18 protein-coding genes are annotated in these 19,308 nt (G+C 60.2%); 5 read left to right on the forward strand and 13 right to left on the reverse strand.

Annotated elements, in window-relative coordinates; genetic code table 11:
- Positions 1-63: 63 nt before the first annotated feature.
- From KDX37_RS18050 to KDX37_RS18070, 5 genes are all read left to right on the forward strand, one after another.
- Positions 64-1,251 carry an efflux RND transporter periplasmic adaptor subunit gene (locus tag KDX37_RS18050; RefSeq protein WP_406642743.1) on the forward strand — a complete coding sequence of 396 codons (1,188 nt, stop codon included), beginning with the start codon at positions 64-66 and terminating at the stop codon, positions 1,249-1,251.
- Positions 1,248-2,348 (forward strand): efflux RND transporter periplasmic adaptor subunit, encoded by a 1,101-nt coding sequence (locus tag KDX37_RS18055; RefSeq protein ID WP_231654072.1) that lies wholly within the window; start codon positions 1,248-1,250, stop codon positions 2,346-2,348. The genes KDX37_RS18050 and KDX37_RS18055 overlap by 4 nt, the downstream gene beginning before the upstream one ends.
- On the forward strand, positions 2,345-5,383 hold the full coding sequence (locus KDX37_RS18060; protein WP_231654073.1) for an efflux RND transporter permease subunit: 3,039 nt from the start codon (positions 2,345-2,347) through the stop codon (positions 5,381-5,383). Before KDX37_RS18055 ends, KDX37_RS18060 begins: the two co-directional genes overlap by 4 nt.
- 234 nt (positions 5,384-5,617) lie before the next feature.
- On the forward strand, positions 5,618-6,832 hold the full coding sequence (locus tag KDX37_RS18065; RefSeq protein ID WP_231654074.1) for an MFS transporter: 1,215 nt from the start codon (positions 5,618-5,620) through the stop codon (positions 6,830-6,832).
- 278 nt (positions 6,833-7,110) lie between these two features.
- The gene (locus KDX37_RS18070) at positions 7,111-7,857 is read left to right on the forward strand and encodes a hypothetical protein (RefSeq protein WP_231654075.1); all 747 of its coding nucleotides are present in this window, start codon (positions 7,111-7,113) and stop codon (positions 7,855-7,857) included.
- Positions 7,858-7,955: 98 nt separating this feature from the next.
- Here KDX37_RS18070 and KDX37_RS18075 read toward each other — a convergent pair whose 3' ends face one another.
- The 13 genes from KDX37_RS18075 to KDX37_RS18135 form a co-directional block, all read right to left on the reverse strand.
- Complete coding sequence (locus tag KDX37_RS18075) at positions 7,956-8,675, reverse strand: alpha/beta hydrolase (protein WP_231654076.1); 720 nt, start codon at positions 8,673-8,675, stop codon at positions 7,956-7,958.
- Between the two features lie 75 nt (positions 8,676-8,750).
- On the reverse strand, positions 8,751-11,081 hold the full coding sequence (gene gspD / locus KDX37_RS18080) for a type II secretion system secretin GspD (protein WP_231654077.1): 2,331 nt from the start codon (positions 11,079-11,081) through the stop codon (positions 8,751-8,753).
- On the reverse strand, positions 11,081-11,611 hold the full coding sequence (locus tag KDX37_RS18085; protein ID WP_231654078.1) for a general secretion pathway protein GspN: 531 nt from the start codon (positions 11,609-11,611) through the stop codon (positions 11,081-11,083). The genes gspD and KDX37_RS18085 overlap by 1 nt, the downstream gene beginning before the upstream one ends.
- The gene (gene gspM, locus KDX37_RS18090; RefSeq protein WP_231654079.1) at positions 11,608-12,219 is read right to left on the reverse strand and encodes a type II secretion system protein GspM; all 612 of its coding nucleotides are present in this window, start codon (positions 12,217-12,219) and stop codon (positions 11,608-11,610) included. Before gspM ends, KDX37_RS18085 begins: the two co-directional genes overlap by 4 nt.
- A complete protein-coding gene (locus KDX37_RS18095) occupies positions 12,200-13,309 on the reverse strand; it encodes a type II secretion system protein GspL (RefSeq protein WP_231654080.1) in 1,110 nt (369 codons plus the stop codon). Before KDX37_RS18095 ends, gspM begins: the two co-directional genes overlap by 20 nt.
- Positions 13,306-14,040, reverse strand: coding sequence for a type II secretion system protein GspK (locus tag KDX37_RS18100; RefSeq protein WP_231654081.1), 735 nt, complete (start codon positions 14,038-14,040; stop codon positions 13,306-13,308). The genes KDX37_RS18095 and KDX37_RS18100 overlap by 4 nt, the downstream gene beginning before the upstream one ends.
- Positions 14,037-14,669 carry a prepilin-type N-terminal cleavage/methylation domain-containing protein gene (locus KDX37_RS18105; protein WP_231654082.1) on the reverse strand — a complete coding sequence of 211 codons (633 nt, stop codon included), beginning with the start codon at positions 14,667-14,669 and terminating at the stop codon, positions 14,037-14,039. The genes KDX37_RS18100 and KDX37_RS18105 overlap by 4 nt, the downstream gene beginning before the upstream one ends.
- Complete coding sequence (locus tag KDX37_RS18110) at positions 14,666-15,037, reverse strand: type II secretion system protein (protein WP_231654083.1); 372 nt, start codon at positions 15,035-15,037, stop codon at positions 14,666-14,668. Before KDX37_RS18110 ends, KDX37_RS18105 begins: the two co-directional genes overlap by 4 nt.
- A complete protein-coding gene (locus tag KDX37_RS18115; protein ID WP_264759299.1) occupies positions 15,037-15,471 on the reverse strand; it encodes a prepilin-type N-terminal cleavage/methylation domain-containing protein in 435 nt (144 codons plus the stop codon). Before KDX37_RS18115 ends, KDX37_RS18110 begins: the two co-directional genes overlap by 1 nt.
- A gap of 8 nt (positions 15,472-15,479) precedes the next feature.
- On the reverse strand, positions 15,480-15,926 hold the full coding sequence (gene gspG, locus KDX37_RS18120; RefSeq protein WP_231654084.1) for a type II secretion system major pseudopilin GspG: 447 nt from the start codon (positions 15,924-15,926) through the stop codon (positions 15,480-15,482).
- Between the two features lie 25 nt (positions 15,927-15,951).
- Positions 15,952-17,154, reverse strand: coding sequence for a type II secretion system inner membrane protein GspF (gene gspF, locus KDX37_RS18125; RefSeq protein ID WP_231654085.1), 1,203 nt, complete (start codon positions 17,152-17,154; stop codon positions 15,952-15,954).
- Entirely contained in the window at positions 17,151-18,875 is a 1,725-nt protein-coding gene (gene gspE / locus KDX37_RS18130; protein WP_406642746.1) for a type II secretion system ATPase GspE, read from the reverse strand. Before gspE ends, gspF begins: the two co-directional genes overlap by 4 nt.
- A 96-nt stretch (positions 18,876-18,971) precedes the next feature.
- Positions 18,972-19,199, reverse strand: coding sequence for a hypothetical protein (locus tag KDX37_RS18135; protein ID WP_231654087.1), 228 nt, complete (start codon positions 19,197-19,199; stop codon positions 18,972-18,974).
- Between the last annotated feature and the right edge of the window lie 109 nt (positions 19,200-19,308).

Raw genomic sequence — 19,308 nt, forward strand, 5'->3', positions numbered from 1 at the left:
GGCCCACAAGGCTTTGTCGGGCGAGCGCTGCGCTGTTTTCCCGAGCAATGGCCAACCACGTTGATGACTTTCCCCCTTGCATGTGTTTTGGGTTCGTACCGTCGTGCCCGCAAAAAAGTCCTGTACCCGCCTGTTCTTCTGATAGCCCAGTGTCGCGTGTCGTTGGGTTGCGCGCTGGTCGCGTCGTCGCTCGTCACGGGCGGCTGTTCTGCGTATAAACAACCGGAAAAGGCCCAGGTGCGTGTCGCTGTCCAAGCGGTAGCATTGCTGGACGTTTCCACGAGCGTGGTGCTGAGCGGCGACATTCAGGCACGCAAGGTCACCGATCAATCCTTTCGGGTGTCCGGCAAACTGATCAAGCGGTTTGTCGATGTGGGCGACCGTGTCCGGGCCAATCAGGTGCTGGCCAGGCTCGATCCTCGGGAGCAGAGAAGCGACCTCGAATCAGCGAATGCTGAAGTCGCGGTACGCGCCTCTCGGCTACGCCTGGCTGAGCAGAACTTTCAGCGTCAGCAAGTATTGCTTCCCAAGGACTATACCAACCTCAGCGAGCACCAGCAGGCACGCTCCAGCCTGGAGAGCGCGCGCGGGGATCTTGCTGCCTTCACCGCGCAGCAGGCCAACGCACGTGAGCAGGTTGGCTACACCGAACTGGTGGCAGTTGCGGATGGCGTGATCACCGCGCGGCACGCCGAAGAGGGCCAGGTCGTTCAGGCGGCTACCCCTGTATTCAGCCTTGTCCATGACGGCGAGCGCGAAGCCGTATTTGCAGCCTACGAATCACTGCTGGGCGCAGACCAGACTGGCGGTGGTGTCACAATCAGTTCCTTGGCCCGACCGGATGTCGAACTCTTTGGGACCATTCGCGAAATCACCCCGATTGTGTCCGCTTCCAGCGGCACATTACGGGTCCGCGTCTCATTACCCGATTCGACCTCGGTACCAATGCTGGGTACGGCTGTCAGCGCTCGTCTGCACAGTCGCTCGCAGCGAGCCTTTGCACTGCCGTGGTCAACGTTGAGTAGATCCCGGGGCCATCCGGCTGTCTGGCGGGTGGACGATGAGTCCAGAGTCAGCCTGCAGGTCGTCACGGTGTTGCGCTATGAGCAGGGTCAAGTGATCGTCTCGCAAGGCCTGCAAGCAGGCGATCGAGTAGTTTCGCGAGGCCTTCAGTTTCTGTATGCCGGGCAACGAGTAGAAGCGGTCGAAGAAACAGTCCTCGCGATGACTTCATCGGAGCGCGAGCCATGAGCTGCCGGGGCATTCCATCAAACACGATCAACGCATACTGGCTAATCGGCGCGCTGCTGATCGCCCTGCCAGGCTGTCGCGACAAGCCGCTTCGCGAATCCGTTGGGCGGCCCGTACTGTTCACCGAGATAGTCGATCAACACAGTACCTCATACGGACGATTCGCTGGCAGCATCCAGCCCCGCTACGAAGTGGCTCTGGGGTTCCGCGTGGCAGGCAGGATGGCCACACGACATGCACAGATCGGTAACCGGGTGCACAAGGGCGAACTGCTGGCGACGCTTGAGCCGAGCGATCAACAGCACCAACTGCGGGCACGTCAGGCGCAACTGAGCAAGGCCCAGGCTTCCTGGCTACAGGCTCGCGATGAGCAACAACGCTATCAGCAATTGTTCGAACGCGGCGTCGGCTCGCGCGCGCGTCTGGACCAACTGGGTAACGATATGCATACCCAGGAGGCGATTCGCGATCAAGCCCGAAATGCCGTGCAACAGGCGAATGATCACGTTTCCTACACGCGTCTGCTGGCAGAGTTTGACGGACTGGTAACCGACTGGCACGCCGAAGTCGGCCAGGTCATGGCGACGGGCCAGCCGGTAGTCAGCCTGGCGCGTCCAGACAGCCGTGAGGCCGTCGTGGACCTGCCGGTCGACCGCGTGACTTCGTTGAGCGGCGTCCTGCATATACGGGTGATTTCCCAGTTGAACGACCAGGTTTCAGTCGGCGGGAGCATCCGTCAACTGAGCCCGCAAATCGATGCCAGTACGCGCACCCAGCGCGTACGACTGGCGCTGCAGAACACGCCCGACAGCTTCCGGCTGGGCTCGACCGTGACGGTCGAAATCAGTGGTGCCCGCCCGGAATTCCGTACGTTGCCAAAAAGCGCAGTACTGGAGCGTGATGGCCAGACGCACGTGTGGGTCATCGACCCGCTCACCTCGACATTGCACTCGCGCGCGGTCCGCGTACTGGCCCGCGCAGAGAGTCATGTGCACGTCAGCGGCGATCTGCAAGAGGGAGACAAGGTCGTGATTGCCGGAGTCAACGCCGTACAGGCCGGACAGAAGATTCGTATGCAACGAGAGGTCGGCTTGTGAAGGAGCGTTTCAATCTGTCCGCCTGGGGGCTCAGGCATCGCACGCTGGTCTGGTACATGATGTTCGTTTCGCTGCTGATGGGCAGTTGGTCCTTCATGAATCTGGGCCGCGAAGAAGACCCTTCATTTGCCATCAAGACCATGGTCATCCAGGCACGCTGGCCGGGTGCGACCTTGCCGGACACGTTGCAGCAAGTGACTGATCGCCTGGAAAAGAAGCTCGAAGAAATCGACGCACTGGATTACGTGAAAAGCTACACGCTGGCCGGTGAGTCGACTATTTTCGTGTTTCTCAAAAGTGAAACCCGCAGCGCAGATATCCCCCAGGCCTGGTATCAGGTGCGCAAGAAGATCAGCGATGTGCGCAGTGAATTGCCAAGTGGCATTCAAGGCCCGGTGTTCAACGACGAGTTTGGCGATGTGTTCGGCAGCCTTTATGCCTTCACCACTGACGGCCTGTCCTTTCGCCAGTTACGCGACTACGTGGAGCAGGTCCGCGCCGATATTCGCAGCGTGCCCAACCTGGGCAAGATCGAGTTGCTCGGTGCTCAGCGCGAAGTCATCTACCTGAATTTCTCGATTCGCAAACTGGCTGCGCTGGGCATCGACCAGCGCCAGGTACTGCAGAGCCTTCAGGCACAGAATTCCGTGACGCCAGCCGGAGTCATGGAAGCCGGACCGGAACGCATCGCAGTGCGCGCCAGTGGGCAGTTCACCAGCGAAGATGATCTGCAGGCGGTCAATCTGCGCTTTGGCGACCGTTTCTTTCGCTTGAGCGATCTGGCAACCATCGAGCGACGCTATGCCGACCCGCCCTCTTCCCTGTTTCGTTTCAATGGCCAACCGGCCATTGGTCTGGCAGTGGCCATGAGACAAGGCGGCAATATCCAGACCTTCGGCACTCAGTTACAGCAGCGCATTGATGAGCTGACCACAGAATTGCCGCTGGGCATTGATGTGCATCTGGTGTCCAGCCAGGCCGAAGTGGTCGAAAAAGCCATTGGCGGTTTCACACGTGCACTGTTCGAAGCAATTCTGATTGTGCTGGTCGTGAGTTTCATCAGCCTGGGGATCCGCGCAGGGCTGGTCGTTGCATGCTCCATTCCGCTGGTCCTGGCGCTGGTGTTTGTGTTCATGGAATACAGCGGCATCACCATGCAGCGCATTTCGCTCGGCGCGTTGATTATTGCTCTGGGTTTGCTGGTGGACGACGCGATGATCACTGTCGAGATGATGGTCACGCGCCTGGAAGGCGGCGATTCACTGCAACAGGCCGCGACTTTTGCCTACACCTCGACAGCGTTTCCGATGCTGACCGGCACACTGGTCACGGTCGCTGGTTTCGTGCCCATCGGCCTGAACTCCAGCTCGGCGGGCGAGTACGTATTCACCATGTTTGCCGTAATTGCCGTCGCGCTGCTGCTTTCCTGGCTGGTCGCGGTTCTGTTTGCGCCGCTGATTGGCGTGCACCTTCTCAAAGCATCTGCAAAACATGCCCCACCCGGCCGCTGGACACGGGCTTTCAGTCGATTGCTGATACGCGCGCTTGAATACCGGTGGTGGGTGATCGGTATCACCATCTTGACGTTTATCGCCTCCCTGTTCGCCGGTAAGCTGTTGCAGAATCAGTTTTTCCCTGACTCCGACCGGCCGGAAATTCTCGTCGATATCTACATGCCGCAAAACGGCTCCATCGATGGCACTCGCCGGACCATGGACCGCTTCGAAGCCACGCTCAAGGATGACCCTGATGTGTTGCGCTGGAGCTCTTACGTCGGTAAAGGAGCGGTGCGTTTTTACCTGCCGCTGGACCAGCAACTGAGCAACCCTTTCTACGGCCAACTGGTCATCGTCAGCCAGGGCGGTGAGCCGAGAGATCGCCTGATCGAACGCTTGCGCCAGCGGTTGCGCGACGACTACGTTGGCGTTGGTGGTTACGTTCAGCCATTGAACATGGGGCCGCCAGTAGGCTGGCCCGTGCAGTACCGAGTCAGTGGGCCCGACATCGAGCAGGTACGCAGCCAGGCCATGGCGCTGGCCGCCATTCTCGACGCCAACCCGGCTATTGGTCAGGTCATCTACGACTGGAACGAGCCAGGCAAAGTGCTGAAAATCAACATTGCGCAGGACAAGGTTCGCCAGTTCGGCCTGTCTTCCGAGGACGTGGCACAGATTCTCAATAGCCTGGTCAGCGGCACGACCATTACCCAAGTGCGTGACGATACCTATCTGGTCGATCTGGTGGGCCGCGCCGACAGCGATGAGCGCAGCTCGATACAGACGCTTAGCAGCCTGCAAATCCCTACACCGGGTGGCTCGACGGTTCCTTTGCTGGCATTTGCCAGCCTCAGCTATGAGCAGGAACAACCGCTGGTCTGGCGCCGTGACCGCCTGCCGACCATCACGCTCAAGGCCAACGTAATCGGCAAGTTGCAGCCAGCGGCATTGGTCAAACAGCTCAAGTCTGACGTGGACGCCTTCCGTACGCGCCTCCCGGTACGCTACTCGGTAGCGACCGGCGGCGCAGTCGAAGCCAGCGCCCGTTCACAAGGCCCGATTCTAAAGGTCGTGCCCTTGATGTTGCTGCTGGTAGTGAGTTTTTTGATGATCCAGCTGCACAGCGTCAAAAAGCTCCTGCTGGTGGTCAGCGTAGTGCCGTTGGGGCTGATCGGCGTGGTCGCCGCGCTGTTGATTTCAGGCTATCCACTGGGCTTCGTGGCGATTCTCGGAGTATTGGCGCTGATCGGGATCATCATCCGCAACTCGGTGATTCTAGTGACTCAGATTGACGAATTCATGGCTGCGGGTGAGAGCGCATGGACGGCGGTGATCAAAGCCACCGAGCATCGCTGTCGACCGATTCTACTGACCGCAGCCGCCGCCAGCCTGGGCATGATCCCGATTGCCCGAGAAGTATTCTGGGGTCCCATGGCCATCGCCATGATCGGCGGAATCGCAATCGCCACGCTGCTGACGCTATTCTTCCTGCCCGCGCTGTACCTGGTCAGCTACCGGATCAAGCCGCCAATGAGCTAAGCCGTCAGACCACCCCTGGCGACTCGACAGACGCAAAGCCGAACGGCTAAGTATCAGGGTGCCCAAATGCCCTCAATGTTGAAATTGATCATCACTAACGGAAATATCTTGTATCACCTCGCCGTGCCTACTTAATCCACCGCAAAACCGTTAGCCTTTCTTGTCTGCACCTCTGATCTGCCGGCCGCACGTTCGGCAGACGACTGCCCAGCCCTTTGTCCAAGCGAGACTCATATGCCTCACTCATCCCCCGCTTCGCACAGCGCGGTCACCATGACCCGAAGTCTGGTGATGCTGTTTGCGTTCTGCTGCGGCGCGATCGTCGCCAACATTTATTACGCGCAGCCGATCATTGAACTGATTGCCCCGGACATCGGGCTTTCCAGTACCGCTGCCAGCCTGATCGTGTCGCTGACACAGATCGGTTATGCGCTGGGGCTGTTTTTTCTGGTGCCATTGGGTGACCTGCTGGAAAACCGCAGACTGATGCTGATAACCACTGGCGTGGCGATTTTCAGCTTGTTGGGCGCCACGTTTGCCCAGCAGCCCAACCTGTTTCTGCTGGTCTCGCTGCTGGTTGGTTTCAGTTCGGTGTCGGTGCAAATGCTGATTCCGCTGGCAGCGCACCTTGCGCCGGAAGAATCGCGCGGGCGGGTGGTCGGCAGCATCATGGGCGGGCTGCTGCTGGGTATTCTGCTGGCCCGGCCCATTTCCAGCCTGGTCGCCGACCATTTCGGCTGGCGAGCGGTGTTTGGTTCAGCGGCAGTCGTGATGCTCGGCATCAGCGTTGTGCTGGCAACGACCGTGCCCAAGCGTGTGCCGGATCACCGTGCATCTTACGGCCAACTGCTGTTTTCGCTGTGGACCCTGTTGCGCACCCAGCCGGTGCTGCGTCAACGGGCGTTTTATCAGGCGTGCATGTTCGCTACGTTCAGCCTGTTCTGGACGGCGGTGCCGCTGGAGCTGTCGCGCAATCATGGTCTGTCGCAGACGCAAATCGCGATCTTCGCGCTGATTGGTGCCATCGGTGCCATTGCCGCCCCGATCAGTGGCCGCCTTGCGGATGCCGGGCATACCCGAATCGCTTCTTTGGGCGCTCTGCTGTTCGGCGCCTTGAGTTTTATGCCCGCGTTGATTCATCCCGCCTACAGCGTCATCGGCCTGGCCGTGACAGGTGTGCTGCTGGATTTCTGCGTACAGATGAACATGGTGCTGGGCCAGAGAAAGGTCTACGCCCTGGACGCCGCCAGCCGCAGCCGACTGAACGCTCTGTACATGACCAGTATTTTCATCGGTGGCTCGATTGGCTCGGCGGTGGCCAGTCCTCTCTACCACCACGGCGGTTGGGCCTGGGTGGTCATCGCCGGCAGCGCGTTGCCCTTGATCGCACTGCTGGGGTTTCTCAAGAACTCGGCCAGTGACCGACGTGCGCAGGTCAGCGAGGGCTGAGGTGCAAACAGCGCTCTGGCAAACCTGTCGGGCACTTGCCGGAGAACGAAACGCTGCACTTTCTGAATAAATTACAGGATACTGGCGCGGCAGTGGCACTGCCGCTGCCCTTCTGTCTCCATGACGCACCCCTCAAGGCTCGCCTGTCCAGTTTTCTGGATGAGTGCGATTGAACACGGATTGTACAAACGCCTTCCCTCAAAGGCCCTTCACTCTGCCGGGCTGTCGATCAGACGCGCCGGCACGCACTTCCCGAACTCGAACAAGGCAAAACAGCAATGGACGCGGCACCACCCAACAGCAAAATTTCCGCCATCTTTACTAAAATTTCGGCCGGTATCGTCAGCATGCTCGGCATTCTCTGGGGCATATTTACCTACCTCTTTCCGGACCCCAGCGTCTTCGGCCTGAACGTCGATTTCATCAACTGGAAGACGCTCATCGCGATCGTCAGCACCCTGACGCTACTGGGCGCGCTGGGCATCGCGATTCTGGCCAGAAAGTTGCCAGCTATCCTCAAGATAATCGTATGGTTTTCCCTGTCGCTGATCCTGTGCGCTGTATTTTTCAGACTGGGGGCGGAATACGCCAAACCTTCCGTAGAGTTTGCCCGCAGCCAGAAGCTGTTCGTCGAGAATGACGGTACCAACGTGTTCGGCAAGCGCGCCGAGACCGTCGACAACCTCAGTATTGAGCTGCTGGACTGTGACCAGAATGGCCAATCGCCTACCTGTACGCTGGAGCTGATCAATAAAAGCGCAGACCGCGATTTCCGCTTTCTGAACCCGATCAGTCTGTTCGAAGAAACCGGCGGCGCATTGAGCCTGTCTCAGATGCGGGTCGGCGACGCGAAGTTTGATCGCTGGGACTCGTTCCAACTGATTCGCAATGTCCCGACGCGGGTCACGCTGATTTTCGAGGCCACCAAAGGCCGCGTTAAAAAGTCCCCGGCGTTGAAACTGACGTTCCGCGACCGCGAGAGCAAAGAAAACGTGCTCAAGTTCAACGACGTAAAGGTCAACTGAGTACACGCCGGGCACCGGGCCGAGCGCCTGCTGCCCGGTTCAGCCAAGCGAGTTGAAACGCACGCTGCCGGGTCGAAAACCACCGACCCGGCAGAGGTCTACTGCGCCGACTGCTTCAGCCAGTCGGCCAGGTCGTCGATCTCCTGTTCGTTGATGCTGTGCCCAAGCCCTTCGTAACTGTGAAATTGTGGTGCAAGGCCCAGCGTCTTCAGCGCCGCTTCGGCGTCAGGGCCACTGGCATAAGCAACTTGACGATCCTGCTTGCCATGACCGATGAACACCTTCAATGCCTTGAGGTCATCGCTGGTCTTGACCTCGGATTTCACCACCGGCAGCAAGCGACCGCTCAATGCCGCTATACCACCAACCAGGGTCGGTTTTCGCAACGCAACTTCATAGCTCATCATCGCGCCTTGGCTGAAGCCCACCAGAAACACTTTGTCAGGCTGAGTGTGAAATTTCGCGGTGGCTTGAGTGATGAAGGCCGTCAGTTTTTCGCCGCTGCTTTTCAGGTCTGCCGTGACGCCGTCGTAGTCCGCCACGCCAGGTTTCTGGGTGAACCATTTGTAGCTGTCGGGGCGCAACTCAACGGGCGCCTGAACTGACAGGTAGTTATAGTCCGCTGGCAGGCGCTCCTTGAGCCCGAACAGGTCCGCCGCATTACTGCCGTAACCGTGCATGAAAATCACCAACGGCTTATCGGGGGTATCTGCGTTGGCCTGAGCCAGATAATTCAACGGCAGGTCAGTGTGCAAGGTGTCCTGCGCCTGAGCCATACCGCAAACAGCCAATAGCAAGGCAGCAAAGAATTTCAGCATGTGTCCATGACCTCTGTTGTACGCCGCCCGAGGGCAGCGTCGTGGGTGGGCGTTACATGAAAGCTGCCAAACCTGTCAGTAGCGTACGCTGGTTGGCGAGACTTGCGGCTTGAGCAGTTGCATCTGCTGGCGATAGTCATCGGTGACCTGACGCGCCTGGCTGCTGCTGGTGATGACACGCGGCGTGATCAGCACAATCAACTCGGTTCGGTCCTTGGATTTACTGGTGTTGCCGAACAACCATTTCAACCCCGGTATACGTCCCAGATAAGGCACAGCGCTGACCGATTCGGCATTGTCCTGCTTGATCAGGCCACCCAGCAATACAGTCTGGCCGCTTTGGGCTGCGACTTGTGTCGCCACCGAACGTGTCGAGATGCGCGGGTTGCCGTTGGCGTCTGCCGCGCCACTGCTGTCGGCATCGCTGACCTGCTGTTGAATGTCCATGTACACCAGGCCGCCCGGATTGATGCGCGGCACAACGTCGAGGATCACACCAGTCTGCACGTATTCGACACTGCTTAGCGTGGTGTCAGAGGTGTTGGTGTTGACCGTGGTCTGGCTGATCGGGATGTTGTCACCCACCTGAATCTGCGCCTGCTGGTTGTTCATCACCACCAGCGAAGGAGCAGACAGCACTTGCGTGCGACCGTTGGTTTCCAGCGCATGCAAGGCGATCTGCAGATTAGTGCTGACAAAGGAATAGAACAGCGAATCATTGGCGCCCAACCCCGCACCGCCACCGCCTAGCGCACCCTGGCTGCCAGCGGTGTTGGCGACAGTGGTGCTGGCAGAATTACCCGCCAGGCGCCCGAGGTACCACTGCACCCCCATGTCCAGTTCGCCGGTGAGTTTGACTTCCAGAATGCGCGTCTCGATCTGTACCTGCAGCGGCGGATTGTCGAGGCGTTTGATGGCCGACTCGATTTCCTTCCATTGCGCGGGGCGCGTGCGCACCAACAACTGGTTGCTGCTCTTCTGCGCAGTGATGCGGGTGCTGGAATCCAGTGACTTGCTGTTACCGTTGCCGCCACCCGCTTCATCGCTGGCAGCATCAGGATCGCCACCGCTCTGATCGTCGCCCTCTTCGCTGTCATTGCTGCTCTGATTGTTCATGCCTTGGCTGTTGCCAAAGCCACCACCATTGCTCATGCCCATACCGCCGCTGCTGTTACCGCCCAGCCCGGTGGAACCATTCATGCCGTTCATGCCGTTCATGCCGCCACTACCGCTGCCATTGAGCGACGACAGCGTGGCGGTACGCAGACCTGGCGCCACCTTGGCAGGCGAATCGTCCTTGATCGCGCCCGTGCCGTAGATTTGCCGCAGGTACCTGGCGAGGTCGGTAGCCTTCATGTTGCGCACGTCGTACACGTACATTTGCGGCTCGTTGCCGCCGCCTTCGTCGATGGTGTGAATCCATTCGCCGACTTCGCGCAGGTATTCCGGCTGCGACGAAATCGCCACCACCGAATTGGTCCGCTCGATGGGCAGGAAGCGCACCATCCCCGCCAATGGCATGCCGCTTTCCGGGCCGAACATCTTCTGCAGCTCGGGCATCAGCTCACTGACGGATGCACGCTGCAGGCCGAAGACGCCGACCGACATTCCTTTGAGCCAGTCCACATCAAAGGTATCAATGGTGTCCTGGTAATTGGCCAACTCATCAGGCGTACCGGCAAGGCTCAGCACATTGCGCGCCGGATCGACCAGCAGGAAAGCGTTCTCCCGGGCGAACGGTTTGAGCAGTTTCTGCATCTCGGTCGCCGAAATGTAGCGCAGCGGGAACAGCCGCGCCGACATGCCGGCCGACGGTTGCGCCACAGCCATTTCTGGCACCAGTTTGCCGGCAACCGCCTGATTGGACGGCAGGATCACGTAGCGGTTGCCCTGCTTGATCATCGCGTTGTCTGTCCAGGACAACAGCGTTTCGAGGATCGACAGTGACTGCTGCTTGTTGACCGGTTTGGAGGTGGAAAAGCTCACATCGCCCTTCACGCCTTGGGCGATGGTGTAGTTCTCGTGCAGCAGGTCGCCCATGATGCTGTTGATCACGGCCTGAATCGGCTGATTGGTGAAATTGAAGACGATGTCACCTGCCTCACTTTCGCGAGGTGCCGGGGCTGCCGTTGGCTGTCGGATGAAGCGCTGATTGCCCTTGATGATCTGGCGTTGTGGCGAGGTCGTCGCTGGTTGGGGATTGGTCCCGACGGGTGGCTGTTCACTGCGCGGGTCTACCGGCGGACGCTGTGAACCGGTTCCCTGGAGCGCTTCCTGCAGCATGCCATTGTCGGGGTCGAGAGTGTCTGGCCGTGACGCGCAGCCGCCAAGGGCGACGGCGGTGGCCAGGCAAAGCAAGGGTGTGCGCAAGGTAGCGATGGCGGAAACTCCAGAAAAGGTACCCATCACAGGGTGGAATCGTTGGTTAAGGTAATCGGGGGCGTGCTCGAAGGCGGCGGCAGGCGCGGCGCGGGCAAGCGCAGGATCTGAGTGTTGCCATCGAGGCTGAAAGTGGCTTGCATCGGTTCCAGGGTGTCGAGGGTCCAGCCATTGGCCAGACGCTCACCCTGCCTGACTTTCAATGCCGGACCGCTGGCCTGCCGGATCAGCGCTACACGCATCGACCCATCCAGAATCACCCCTGTCAGTGTCAGACCAGCCAGGCTGGTGGCCTGCGCATCGGCCTTGCGGATGGCAATGTCCGGGCGACGATCAGGGCTGAACAAAGGGGTTTTCCAGGTATTCGACAAGCTGTCCAGTGTTGCGACCGGAGCGCTACGCACCTGCGCTGACTGATCGGTGGGGTTGCGCGGTGCCTGTTCGGGCAGCCAGTCGGGCGAGTGCGCCACGCCGCTCAGGATCATGGCGACAAGGCCCGCCAGCAACGCAGCCAGACCCAGCAACGACCATTCGAACGGGCGCAGTGAACGGATCATTGCTCTGCCTCCCCGGCACTGGCCGGTTGCAGATAACCCCGTACCAGCAGGTGCGCCACCAGCTTGCCTGCGCCGCCACTGGCAGGTGCATTGGTGTCACGGCGCAGGCTCATTTCATCAATGAACAGGAACGGACGCTGGTATTCGAGTGCGTGCAGAATGGCGGTCAATGGCTCGATGGCGCAGTTCAGGGTCAGGCTGACTTTGACTTGTCTATATGGCTCGGCGCTGTCCTGTTCAGGTGTGATCGGCATGCGTTGCGTCAGTGCGCAACCGCCGCCGGTGTTGGCCTGGCTGCTGATCAGATCGGCAATGCGCTGCATCAGATCGGCGGCCACGGCACTGGGGTCGTCGCCGGGCAACAGGCTGGTGCTGCTGGCAGGGTCACGCCGTGCCTGATCCAGTTGCTCACGCAAGATGTCGCCCTGCTGCAACAGACCGGCATAGCGCTGCTGTTGCTCACGCAGTTGATCGGTCTGCTCGCTGATATCGCGCAACGGTCCGGCGAACCAGCTGTCGATCAGCAGCCAGTAAGCGAGGTACAGCACCAGCGCCAGAATAATCAGCGCAGCGCCCCGCCGTTCGCGGCTAGTCAGTGGACGACGCATCGGCGCTCTCCTGTTGCGGGCTCTGCTCACGCTGGGTCTGGCCCTGATGAAGGTGCGCACGCAGTGAGTACTGGTCCTTGCCGGTTTTCGCGTCAGGCTGGATGACGCCCTGGAACTGGGCGTTGTCGAGGCTGCGACAATCCTTGGCACGGGCGATCAAGGCGCTGGCCTTGGCGCTCTGACCCGAGAACGCAACGTCGGCGCTGTCGCTGATTTCCAGATGTTCGATCCAGGTGTCGGCGGGCAGGCAGGCGGTCAGTTCGCTGAGCAGCGCGGACAGTGGCGGTTGTGCGGCCTTGCGTTGCAGCAGGTAGTTGGCCGCGCCACGGGTATTGGTCAATTGCTGGCGAAGTTGCTGCACTTCGCTGACCTGGGCCTTCTGGGCCTGGACGCTGGCACGCATGTCATCAAGCAGGCGCTGTCGGTCATTCAGCCACAACAGCATGGCGCTGAGCAGCAGACCGACACACAGCCAGACCAGCCAGCGCTGCAAACGGTGGCTGGACCGTGACTGTTGCGGGCGTTGCGCAGCAGGCATGAGATCAATGCCCATGCGTTGCCCGGTCTTGCCATCGGCCATCGTCTGGTTCAGGGCCACATCCACTGCATCCGGGCGAAACCCCAGCGCAGTGCAATCAATCAGAATGCGGTCCAGCCGCTCGCGGGCAATCGCCACCAGCGTGACCTGGATAAAGCTCGACTGCCGACTGTCCTGGCGGGCGACAAAATACAGTTGGCTCGCATCGAAAGGCGTGAAACGATCCAGCTCGTAACCGACCACGGTCGACAGGTTGCGCGCAGCCGCGGCTGGCAATTGCAGGCTCTGAACCAGCACCTGCGAGTGCGGCAACAGCAGAATACGGCGCACGTCGGCAGCCGATGCTTGCACCGGCCCGGCCAGCGGCCAGGTGTGGACCTGCTCGATATTTTCGTGGACCAGCCACTGGCGCAGCCGAAGCGGCAGACAGGCGCGCAGCTCTGCGACCCACCATTGCCAACCACGCTGCGCGGGGCTGCCACGCCATTGCTGGGCAACGCGCTCACGCAATGCGGCGACAGGCGCCAGACGTGCTGAAACGGATGAATTCATTCTTGCCAACGCAACACCCGATAGGGTTGTGCGCCTCCCTCCGATGGGCTCAATAAAACAGTGGTTTGTAACAGGGCTGTCACCCCGCCCGGTCGTTCTGCGCGGCTGTCGATGGTCAATACTTCGCCGGGATCGGCGCCCACCGCGCTTTGGTTTGGCAAGTTCAAAGCCCGGCGCAACAGCGCTGAGGCATAGGCGGCATCCGGCCGGTCCAGACCGCTCCACAAGGTCACTTCGGGCAGCATTTGGGCGTATAACGCCTGATTCATGCCGGGCAATTGGCGCACCTCTTCAATCACTCGCAATGGCGACTGACCGTCATCCCGTTGCGCCTCCAGGGCCTGGGCGATATTGCTGGCCAGACCTTTGGTCGCTCCGCAGGCCTGCAGCAGACGAGCAACGTCGGCAGCTGCCGCGCTATTAAGATCAAGCTTGCCGCGCTCACTGCGCACGCTGACGAGCAGTTGCGTATCGTCCAGTCGCAGCGCTACCGATCGGCCATCAGCCACCCAACGCTTGCGCTGCGCAGGGTCGAGCAGGCCTTGCACCGCCATGTTCAAGCCCCCTTCAGCAGCCAACAGCGCTTGCGTGTGTTGCCGCAACCAGAGCGCCTGTCGACTTTCCAGCTGGACCCAGCCTGCCATCCCGCCCAGCAACAGACTGAGCAACGCGAGCACCCAGAGCACCAGCAGCAGAGCCACGCCCTGCTGGCGGTCAGCAAAAGACTTCACTGGCCGCCTGCCCCACCGGAAAGATCCAGTCGCAAGGCGACCACTTCACTGACCCAAGGCACCGCACCGTTGACGTGCATATCAATGCGTACCGCACCCGGCAGGCGATTGGGCCATGGCCAGTTGTTCATCCAGCCGGTCGGCTTGCGTTCAGGCGACAGGCCCCGGTAGCTGAAGCTCAGCGACTCCACACGCTGTAGCAAGACCTGCGGCTCACCCCAGGGCTTGAGCACAATGCCATTTGCCGAACTCTGGATCTGGGCAAACATCACTTCAAGCGCGCGCCGCCCCTTTGGGCCCTTGAGCTCGATCACATGGCGTTGAATCCCGCCGCCCAGCTCACCGGGCAACGTCGCGACAAACGCCAGACGCTGCTCGGAACCCTCGAAAAATCCGCTGTTTTCGTCGTCTTCAGCAGACGGGTCCAGCGGCAATGCCTGCCCGATAGAAGAACGCAGAAACGCCTGCGCCGCGCGTGTTTCATCAAGGCTCACCGTGTAACGCTCAGCCTTGAGCACCGCACGGTTAGCCCCCAGCAATGCACCTGCCACCAGCACCAGAAGCACACCCAGCAGACTGATCACCAGCAATATTTCCAGCAGCGTGAAACCACGCTCGGCGCTTCTCACGTTCCAGCCCCGGTCACTGCGCCACGCAGGCGCAAGGTGCTGAACCGGGCACGCCGTTGATGCTCGTCCAGCGTCAGGTCAAGGCGAAACAGTCTTGCCTGCCCATTGCTGCCTGAGACCTGGCGGATGTCCAGCGTCCAGTCGATGCCGGCCAATGATCCCTGACGCGTCCCGTTTTCCAGCGGACCAGCGCTTTCCTGATCCAGCACTGTGCGGGCGGCGTAACTCAGCCGATCACTGCGCGACACCTGTTGCAACGACCGCGCGCTCTGTCCGAATGCCACCAGCAGAACCCCACTGCATACCGCCATGACGGTCAGCGCAGCGAGCATTTCCAGCAGAGTGAACCCTGCCTGCGAGGTTTTCATTACAAGGACCGGACCTGGACACTGCCGGTCAACCAGCCAATATCAATACGCCAGCGATGGCTGCCATCAGCCACCAGCACGTTGCCGCCACTCGACCCACCGTCAGGGTAAAACTCCACCGCAGAGCCCAGATCGGAGGCGGTCTGCAACGTCACCCGCAAACGCTCGGGCCAGCGCTTCTCGCGTTTGCCCGGTGCCCTGAACGTCATGTGATGCAGATCGAATTCAGTTCTCGCCGGCTGGCCGGTGACGATGGCGCGTACCCGCGTAGCACGTAGCGCTTCGACCATCTCGCCAACGGCGCGACGTTCGCTGGCCGCACTCAAACCCTGTTGCAGACCGAAACCCACAAGGCCGATTGCGATGCTCATCAAGACCAGCACCACCAACATCTCCATCAGGGTAAAACCACGGTTTGCGACAGGCGCTCTCATGCCGGTACTTACTCCCAGTTGCCCAGGTCAGCGCTATAACCTTCGCCACCCGGCTGACCGTCCTGGCCGTAGAAAATCAGGTCAAAGCTGCCGTGCTGGCCAGGGAAGCGGTAGCCGAACGCATGGCCGAACGGGTCTTTGAGGTCCGAAGGCTTGGCGTAAGGACCATTCCAGCCCGACACGTTGCCGGGTTTTTCACTCAACTGCTGCAGCGTCTTGGGCGGCGAACCGACGTCCAGTGCATAGCTCTCGATTTTCATGCCAAGGCTGGCCAACTGCGCCTTGCCTGCACCGTACTTGCCTTTGTCGACATTACCGCCGACCTGACGCACGACAATGGTCGCCACGATGCCCAGCAGCACGATAACCGCGAGCATTTCCAGCAACGTGAAACCGCCCTGTCGGCGTGCAGTCTTGAAGTGTGTACGGCTGGAGCGTGTACGGCTAAAGCTCATCGGGATGGTTTCCTCGTTCATGAATTCAGATATTGCTGGTCAGGCTCATCAGCGGCAGCATGATTGCCAGCATGATTACCGCGACCATGCCCGCCATCACGACAGTCAACGCCGGAACCAGCGCGGCGAGCATACGGTCGATGCCGCGCTTGGCCTCGACGTCGAACACATCGGCCACCTTGAGCAGCATGCTGTCCAGCTCGCCGGCCTGTTCACCGACCTCGATCATTTGCAACGCCAGGTCCGGCAGCAGAGGTTGTGCGCCGAAGGCACTGGCCAGAGTGCCGCCGCCTTTCACCGATTCGGCGGCCTGCTCGACCTGTGCCTGCAGGGCGCGATTGGTGCAGACCTGACGGGCGATCACCAACGCTTGCAGCAGCGCGACTCCATTGCTCAGCAGCGTGCCAAGGGTCCGGGTCAGACGCGCCGCTTCGATACGCTGCAATAAAGGGCCAATAACCCGGATACCTAGCAGCCGGCGATCACGTCGCTCGCGGCGTTGCGGGTCGCGCATACGAATCGCCATGCTCCAACCCAGTACAATCAGCCCGGCAAACACTGCCAGACCGTAGTTACTCAAAAACTCACCCAGATTGAGAATGACCTCGGTGATTAACGGGATCGGTACACCAAGGTCTTTGAAAATCGGTACGAACTGCGGCACTACATAGGCCAGCAACAAGGCCAGCGAGCCCAGCACGCCTACCACCAGAAACGCCGGGTAAATGAGCGCATTGATCACCTCACCGCGCAACAACTGGCTGCGTTCAAGGTAATCGCTCAACTGGCGCAGGGTGCTTTCCAGCGCGCCACCCGCCTCACCGGCGCGAACCATGCTGATGTATAAGGGAGAGAATTGGGTGCCCTCTTCCTCCAGCGCGACGGACAGCGGCTTGCCAGCTTTGACCTGTTCGCGGATACGCTCGATCAACGCCCTGGTCTGCGGTTGTCCAGGCTGTTTGAGCAGAATTCCAAGAGATCGTTCCAACGGTTGCCCTGCACCGAGCAATGTCGCCAGCTGTTGCGTAAAGCTGACCAGCGTCGCCCCGTTCAATTGACCGCTGCCCAGCGCACGCCGCAAGCCGCCCAGACTGGCGCTGTCAATCTGCAGCACCATCAGGCCGCGCTTGTGCAGCGCCGCAACGGCCGCTTCCTGATCGCGCGCTTCGAGCGTGCCGTTCTGAGCAGCGCCCTGCGCGTCCAGCGCGCGGTATTTGAACAGGCTCATGTGCCGTCACCGCGTGTCACACGAAGCACTTCTTCCAGCGAAGTCACACCGGCTACGGCCTGTCGCAGACCTTCTTCATGCAGCGTACGCAAGCCACCACGTCGCGCGGCCTCTTCCAGCGTCGAAGCATCGGCGTGACGCATGAGCAAGCTGCGCAATTCTTCATTCATGACCAGCAATTCAGTGATCGCACTACGACCGCGGTAACCACCCCCGGCCGCATCTGCACGCGGGCGGTACAGGCGAATCGGACGCTCATCGGTGAAACGTTCCAAGCCATGCTCGGCAATCAATTCCGGCGGCGCATCGAAGGCTTCGCGAGTCGCCGGGTCCAGTCGACGCACCAGACGCTGGGCCAGAATGCCGTTTACCGTCGAGGCGATCAGGTAGCTTTCTACGCCCATGTCCAGCAAGCGGGTGATACTCGCCGCAGCGCTGTTGGTATGCAGCGTCGACAGTACGAGGTGGCCGGTCAGCGAGGACTGGATGGCAATGCGGCAGGTTTCAAGATCACGCATTTCGCCGATCATGATCACGTCCGGGTCCTGACGCACGATCGAACGCAGCGCCCCGGCAAAGTCCAGCCCTATGGAAGGCTTGACCTGAATCTGGTTGATGCCTTCAAGCTGATATTCCACCGGATCTTCAACGGTGATGATCTTGCGCTCGGCAGTATTGAGTCGCGACAAGGCGGTGTACAGCGTAGTGGTCTTGCCGGAACCGGTAGGCCCGGTCACCAGCAGAATGCCGTGTGGTCGCTCCAGCACATCGAGAAATTCGCTCAGCCGCTCACCATCAAAGCCGAGGCTGGGAAAATCGAAATTGATTGTCTGCCTATCCAGAAGACGCATCACCACCGACTCGCCGAAGCTGGTCGGCACCGTCGAAACCCGCAGGTCCAGCTCCTTGCCCTGGATGCGCAACATGATTCGCCCGTCCTGAGGCAGGCGACGCTCGGCGATGTCCAGCCGGGCCATGATCTTGATCCGGGAAATCACCGCTGCCGATGAACTGGACGGCGGCGCTTCAGCTTCGTGCAACACGCCGTCGATGCGGTAACGCACCTTGAGCTGACTCTCGAACGGCTCGACATGAATATCCGACGCACGCTGTTCGACCGCACGCTGCAGAATGAGGTTGACCAGTCGAATGACAGGCGCCTCTGACGCCAGATCTTTAAGGTGCTCGATATCTTCCAGCGAGCCGCCTTCCTCATCGAGATTTTCAATCAGGGTGCCCATGGCCGACCGACCCTGACCGTAATAACGCTCAATCAGGGTTTCAACTTCATTGCGCGGGCCGATGGAGACGCGCACCGGAACTTCACAGGTATAAGCGATGGCTTCAAAGGGGTACAGCGCGGCTGGGTTGGCGCTCAGCACCTGAAGGCCGTGTTCGCTCCAGCCTACCGGCACTACCTGATAATGACGCATGAAACGCTCGGTCAGCGGCGGCAGCGGGTCCAGCAAAGGCGGCACCGCATCGGCCATCAACAGCGGAGCCTGCAACAACGCAGCCCAGGCCCGCGCCAGTTCAAATTCCGAAACCAGCCCGAGGCGCGTCAACAGCCCCAGCAGATCCGTGCCTTCAGACTCCTGCTGCAAACGCTGCGCACGCTCAAGGTCCTGGGTTTTGAGACCGGCATTCTCCATCAGCCACGCACACACCTGCCCTGCATCGGGGAGCAGTATTCGAGCGGCATCGACGGGAGCTGACGGTATGGAAAAGGACATCGTTACTACTTGGAGGGACTGGCTGGAAGGGACCGGACCACCACGCCTCAGACAGAGCGCATGGTGGTCAGACGCATCAAACGGTCAATTGGACCCTTTTTGAGGCGTTGCGTTCTGCGGACGGCCACCTTTTGTGGTTTCAGTTTTCTGTTTTTGCGCTTTCTGCACCGCCTTGGCGTCGGTGGTCTGCGTCATTACCGTCGAATCGGTTGCACCGGATGTTGCATCGGCGTCGGTCGCTTCGGCCGCAACTACAGTGCCACACATCGCAAGGCCCAACACAAAACCTGCACTCATGACAGACAACTTCATAATAATTACTCCACTCAATAAAACAAAAGGCCCGCTCAAAAAGCGCACCCGGGAACAACGTGAAGGGCAAAAAAACCGCTTACCGCTTATGCAACTTAAGGCATGAAGC

Source organism: Pseudomonas californiensis, assembly GCF_021147775.1.
Taxonomy (GTDB): Bacteria; Pseudomonadota; Gammaproteobacteria; order Pseudomonadales; family Pseudomonadaceae; genus Aquipseudomonas; species Aquipseudomonas californiensis.

What these genes read in the sequence shown, in the direction of transcription:
- KDX37_RS18050 (WP_406642743.1), top strand. Translation starts at nt 64, where the DNA reads ATGACTTTCCCCCTTGCATGTGTTTTGGGTTCGTACCGTCGTGCCCGC.
- KDX37_RS18055 (WP_231654072.1), top strand. Translation starts at nt 1,248, where the DNA reads ATGAGCTGCCGGGGCATTCCATCAAACACGATCAACGCATACTGGCTA.
- KDX37_RS18065 (WP_231654074.1), top strand. Translation starts at nt 5,618, where the DNA reads ATGCCTCACTCATCCCCCGCTTCGCACAGCGCGGTCACCATGACCCGA.
- KDX37_RS18070 (WP_231654075.1), top strand. Translation starts at nt 7,111, where the DNA reads ATGGACGCGGCACCACCCAACAGCAAAATTTCCGCCATCTTTACTAAA.
- KDX37_RS18075 (WP_231654076.1), bottom strand. Translation starts at nt 8,675, where the DNA reads ATGCTGAAATTCTTTGCTGCCTTGCTATTGGCTGTTTGCGGTATGGCT.
- gspD (WP_231654077.1), bottom strand. Translation starts at nt 11,081, where the DNA reads ATGGGTACCTTTTCTGGAGTTTCCGCCATCGCTACCTTGCGCACACCC.
- KDX37_RS18085 (WP_231654078.1), bottom strand. Translation starts at nt 11,611, where the DNA reads ATGATCCGTTCACTGCGCCCGTTCGAATGGTCGTTGCTGGGTCTGGCT.
- gspM (WP_231654079.1), bottom strand. Translation starts at nt 12,219, where the DNA reads ATGCGTCGTCCACTGACTAGCCGCGAACGGCGGGGCGCTGCGCTGATT.
- KDX37_RS18095 (WP_231654080.1), bottom strand. Translation starts at nt 13,309, where the DNA reads ATGAATTCATCCGTTTCAGCACGTCTGGCGCCTGTCGCCGCATTGCGT.
- KDX37_RS18110 (WP_231654083.1), bottom strand. Translation starts at nt 15,037, where the DNA reads ATGAAAACCTCGCAGGCAGGGTTCACTCTGCTGGAAATGCTCGCTGCG.
- KDX37_RS18115 (WP_264759299.1), bottom strand. Translation starts at nt 15,471, where the DNA reads ATGAGAGCGCCTGTCGCAAACCGTGGTTTTACCCTGATGGAGATGTTG.
- gspG (WP_231654084.1), bottom strand. Translation starts at nt 15,926, where the DNA reads ATGAGCTTTAGCCGTACACGCTCCAGCCGTACACACTTCAAGACTGCA.
- gspF (WP_231654085.1), bottom strand. Translation starts at nt 17,154, where the DNA reads ATGAGCCTGTTCAAATACCGCGCGCTGGACGCGCAGGGCGCTGCTCAG.
- KDX37_RS18135 (WP_231654087.1), bottom strand. Translation starts at nt 19,199, where the DNA reads ATGAAGTTGTCTGTCATGAGTGCAGGTTTTGTGTTGGGCCTTGCGATG.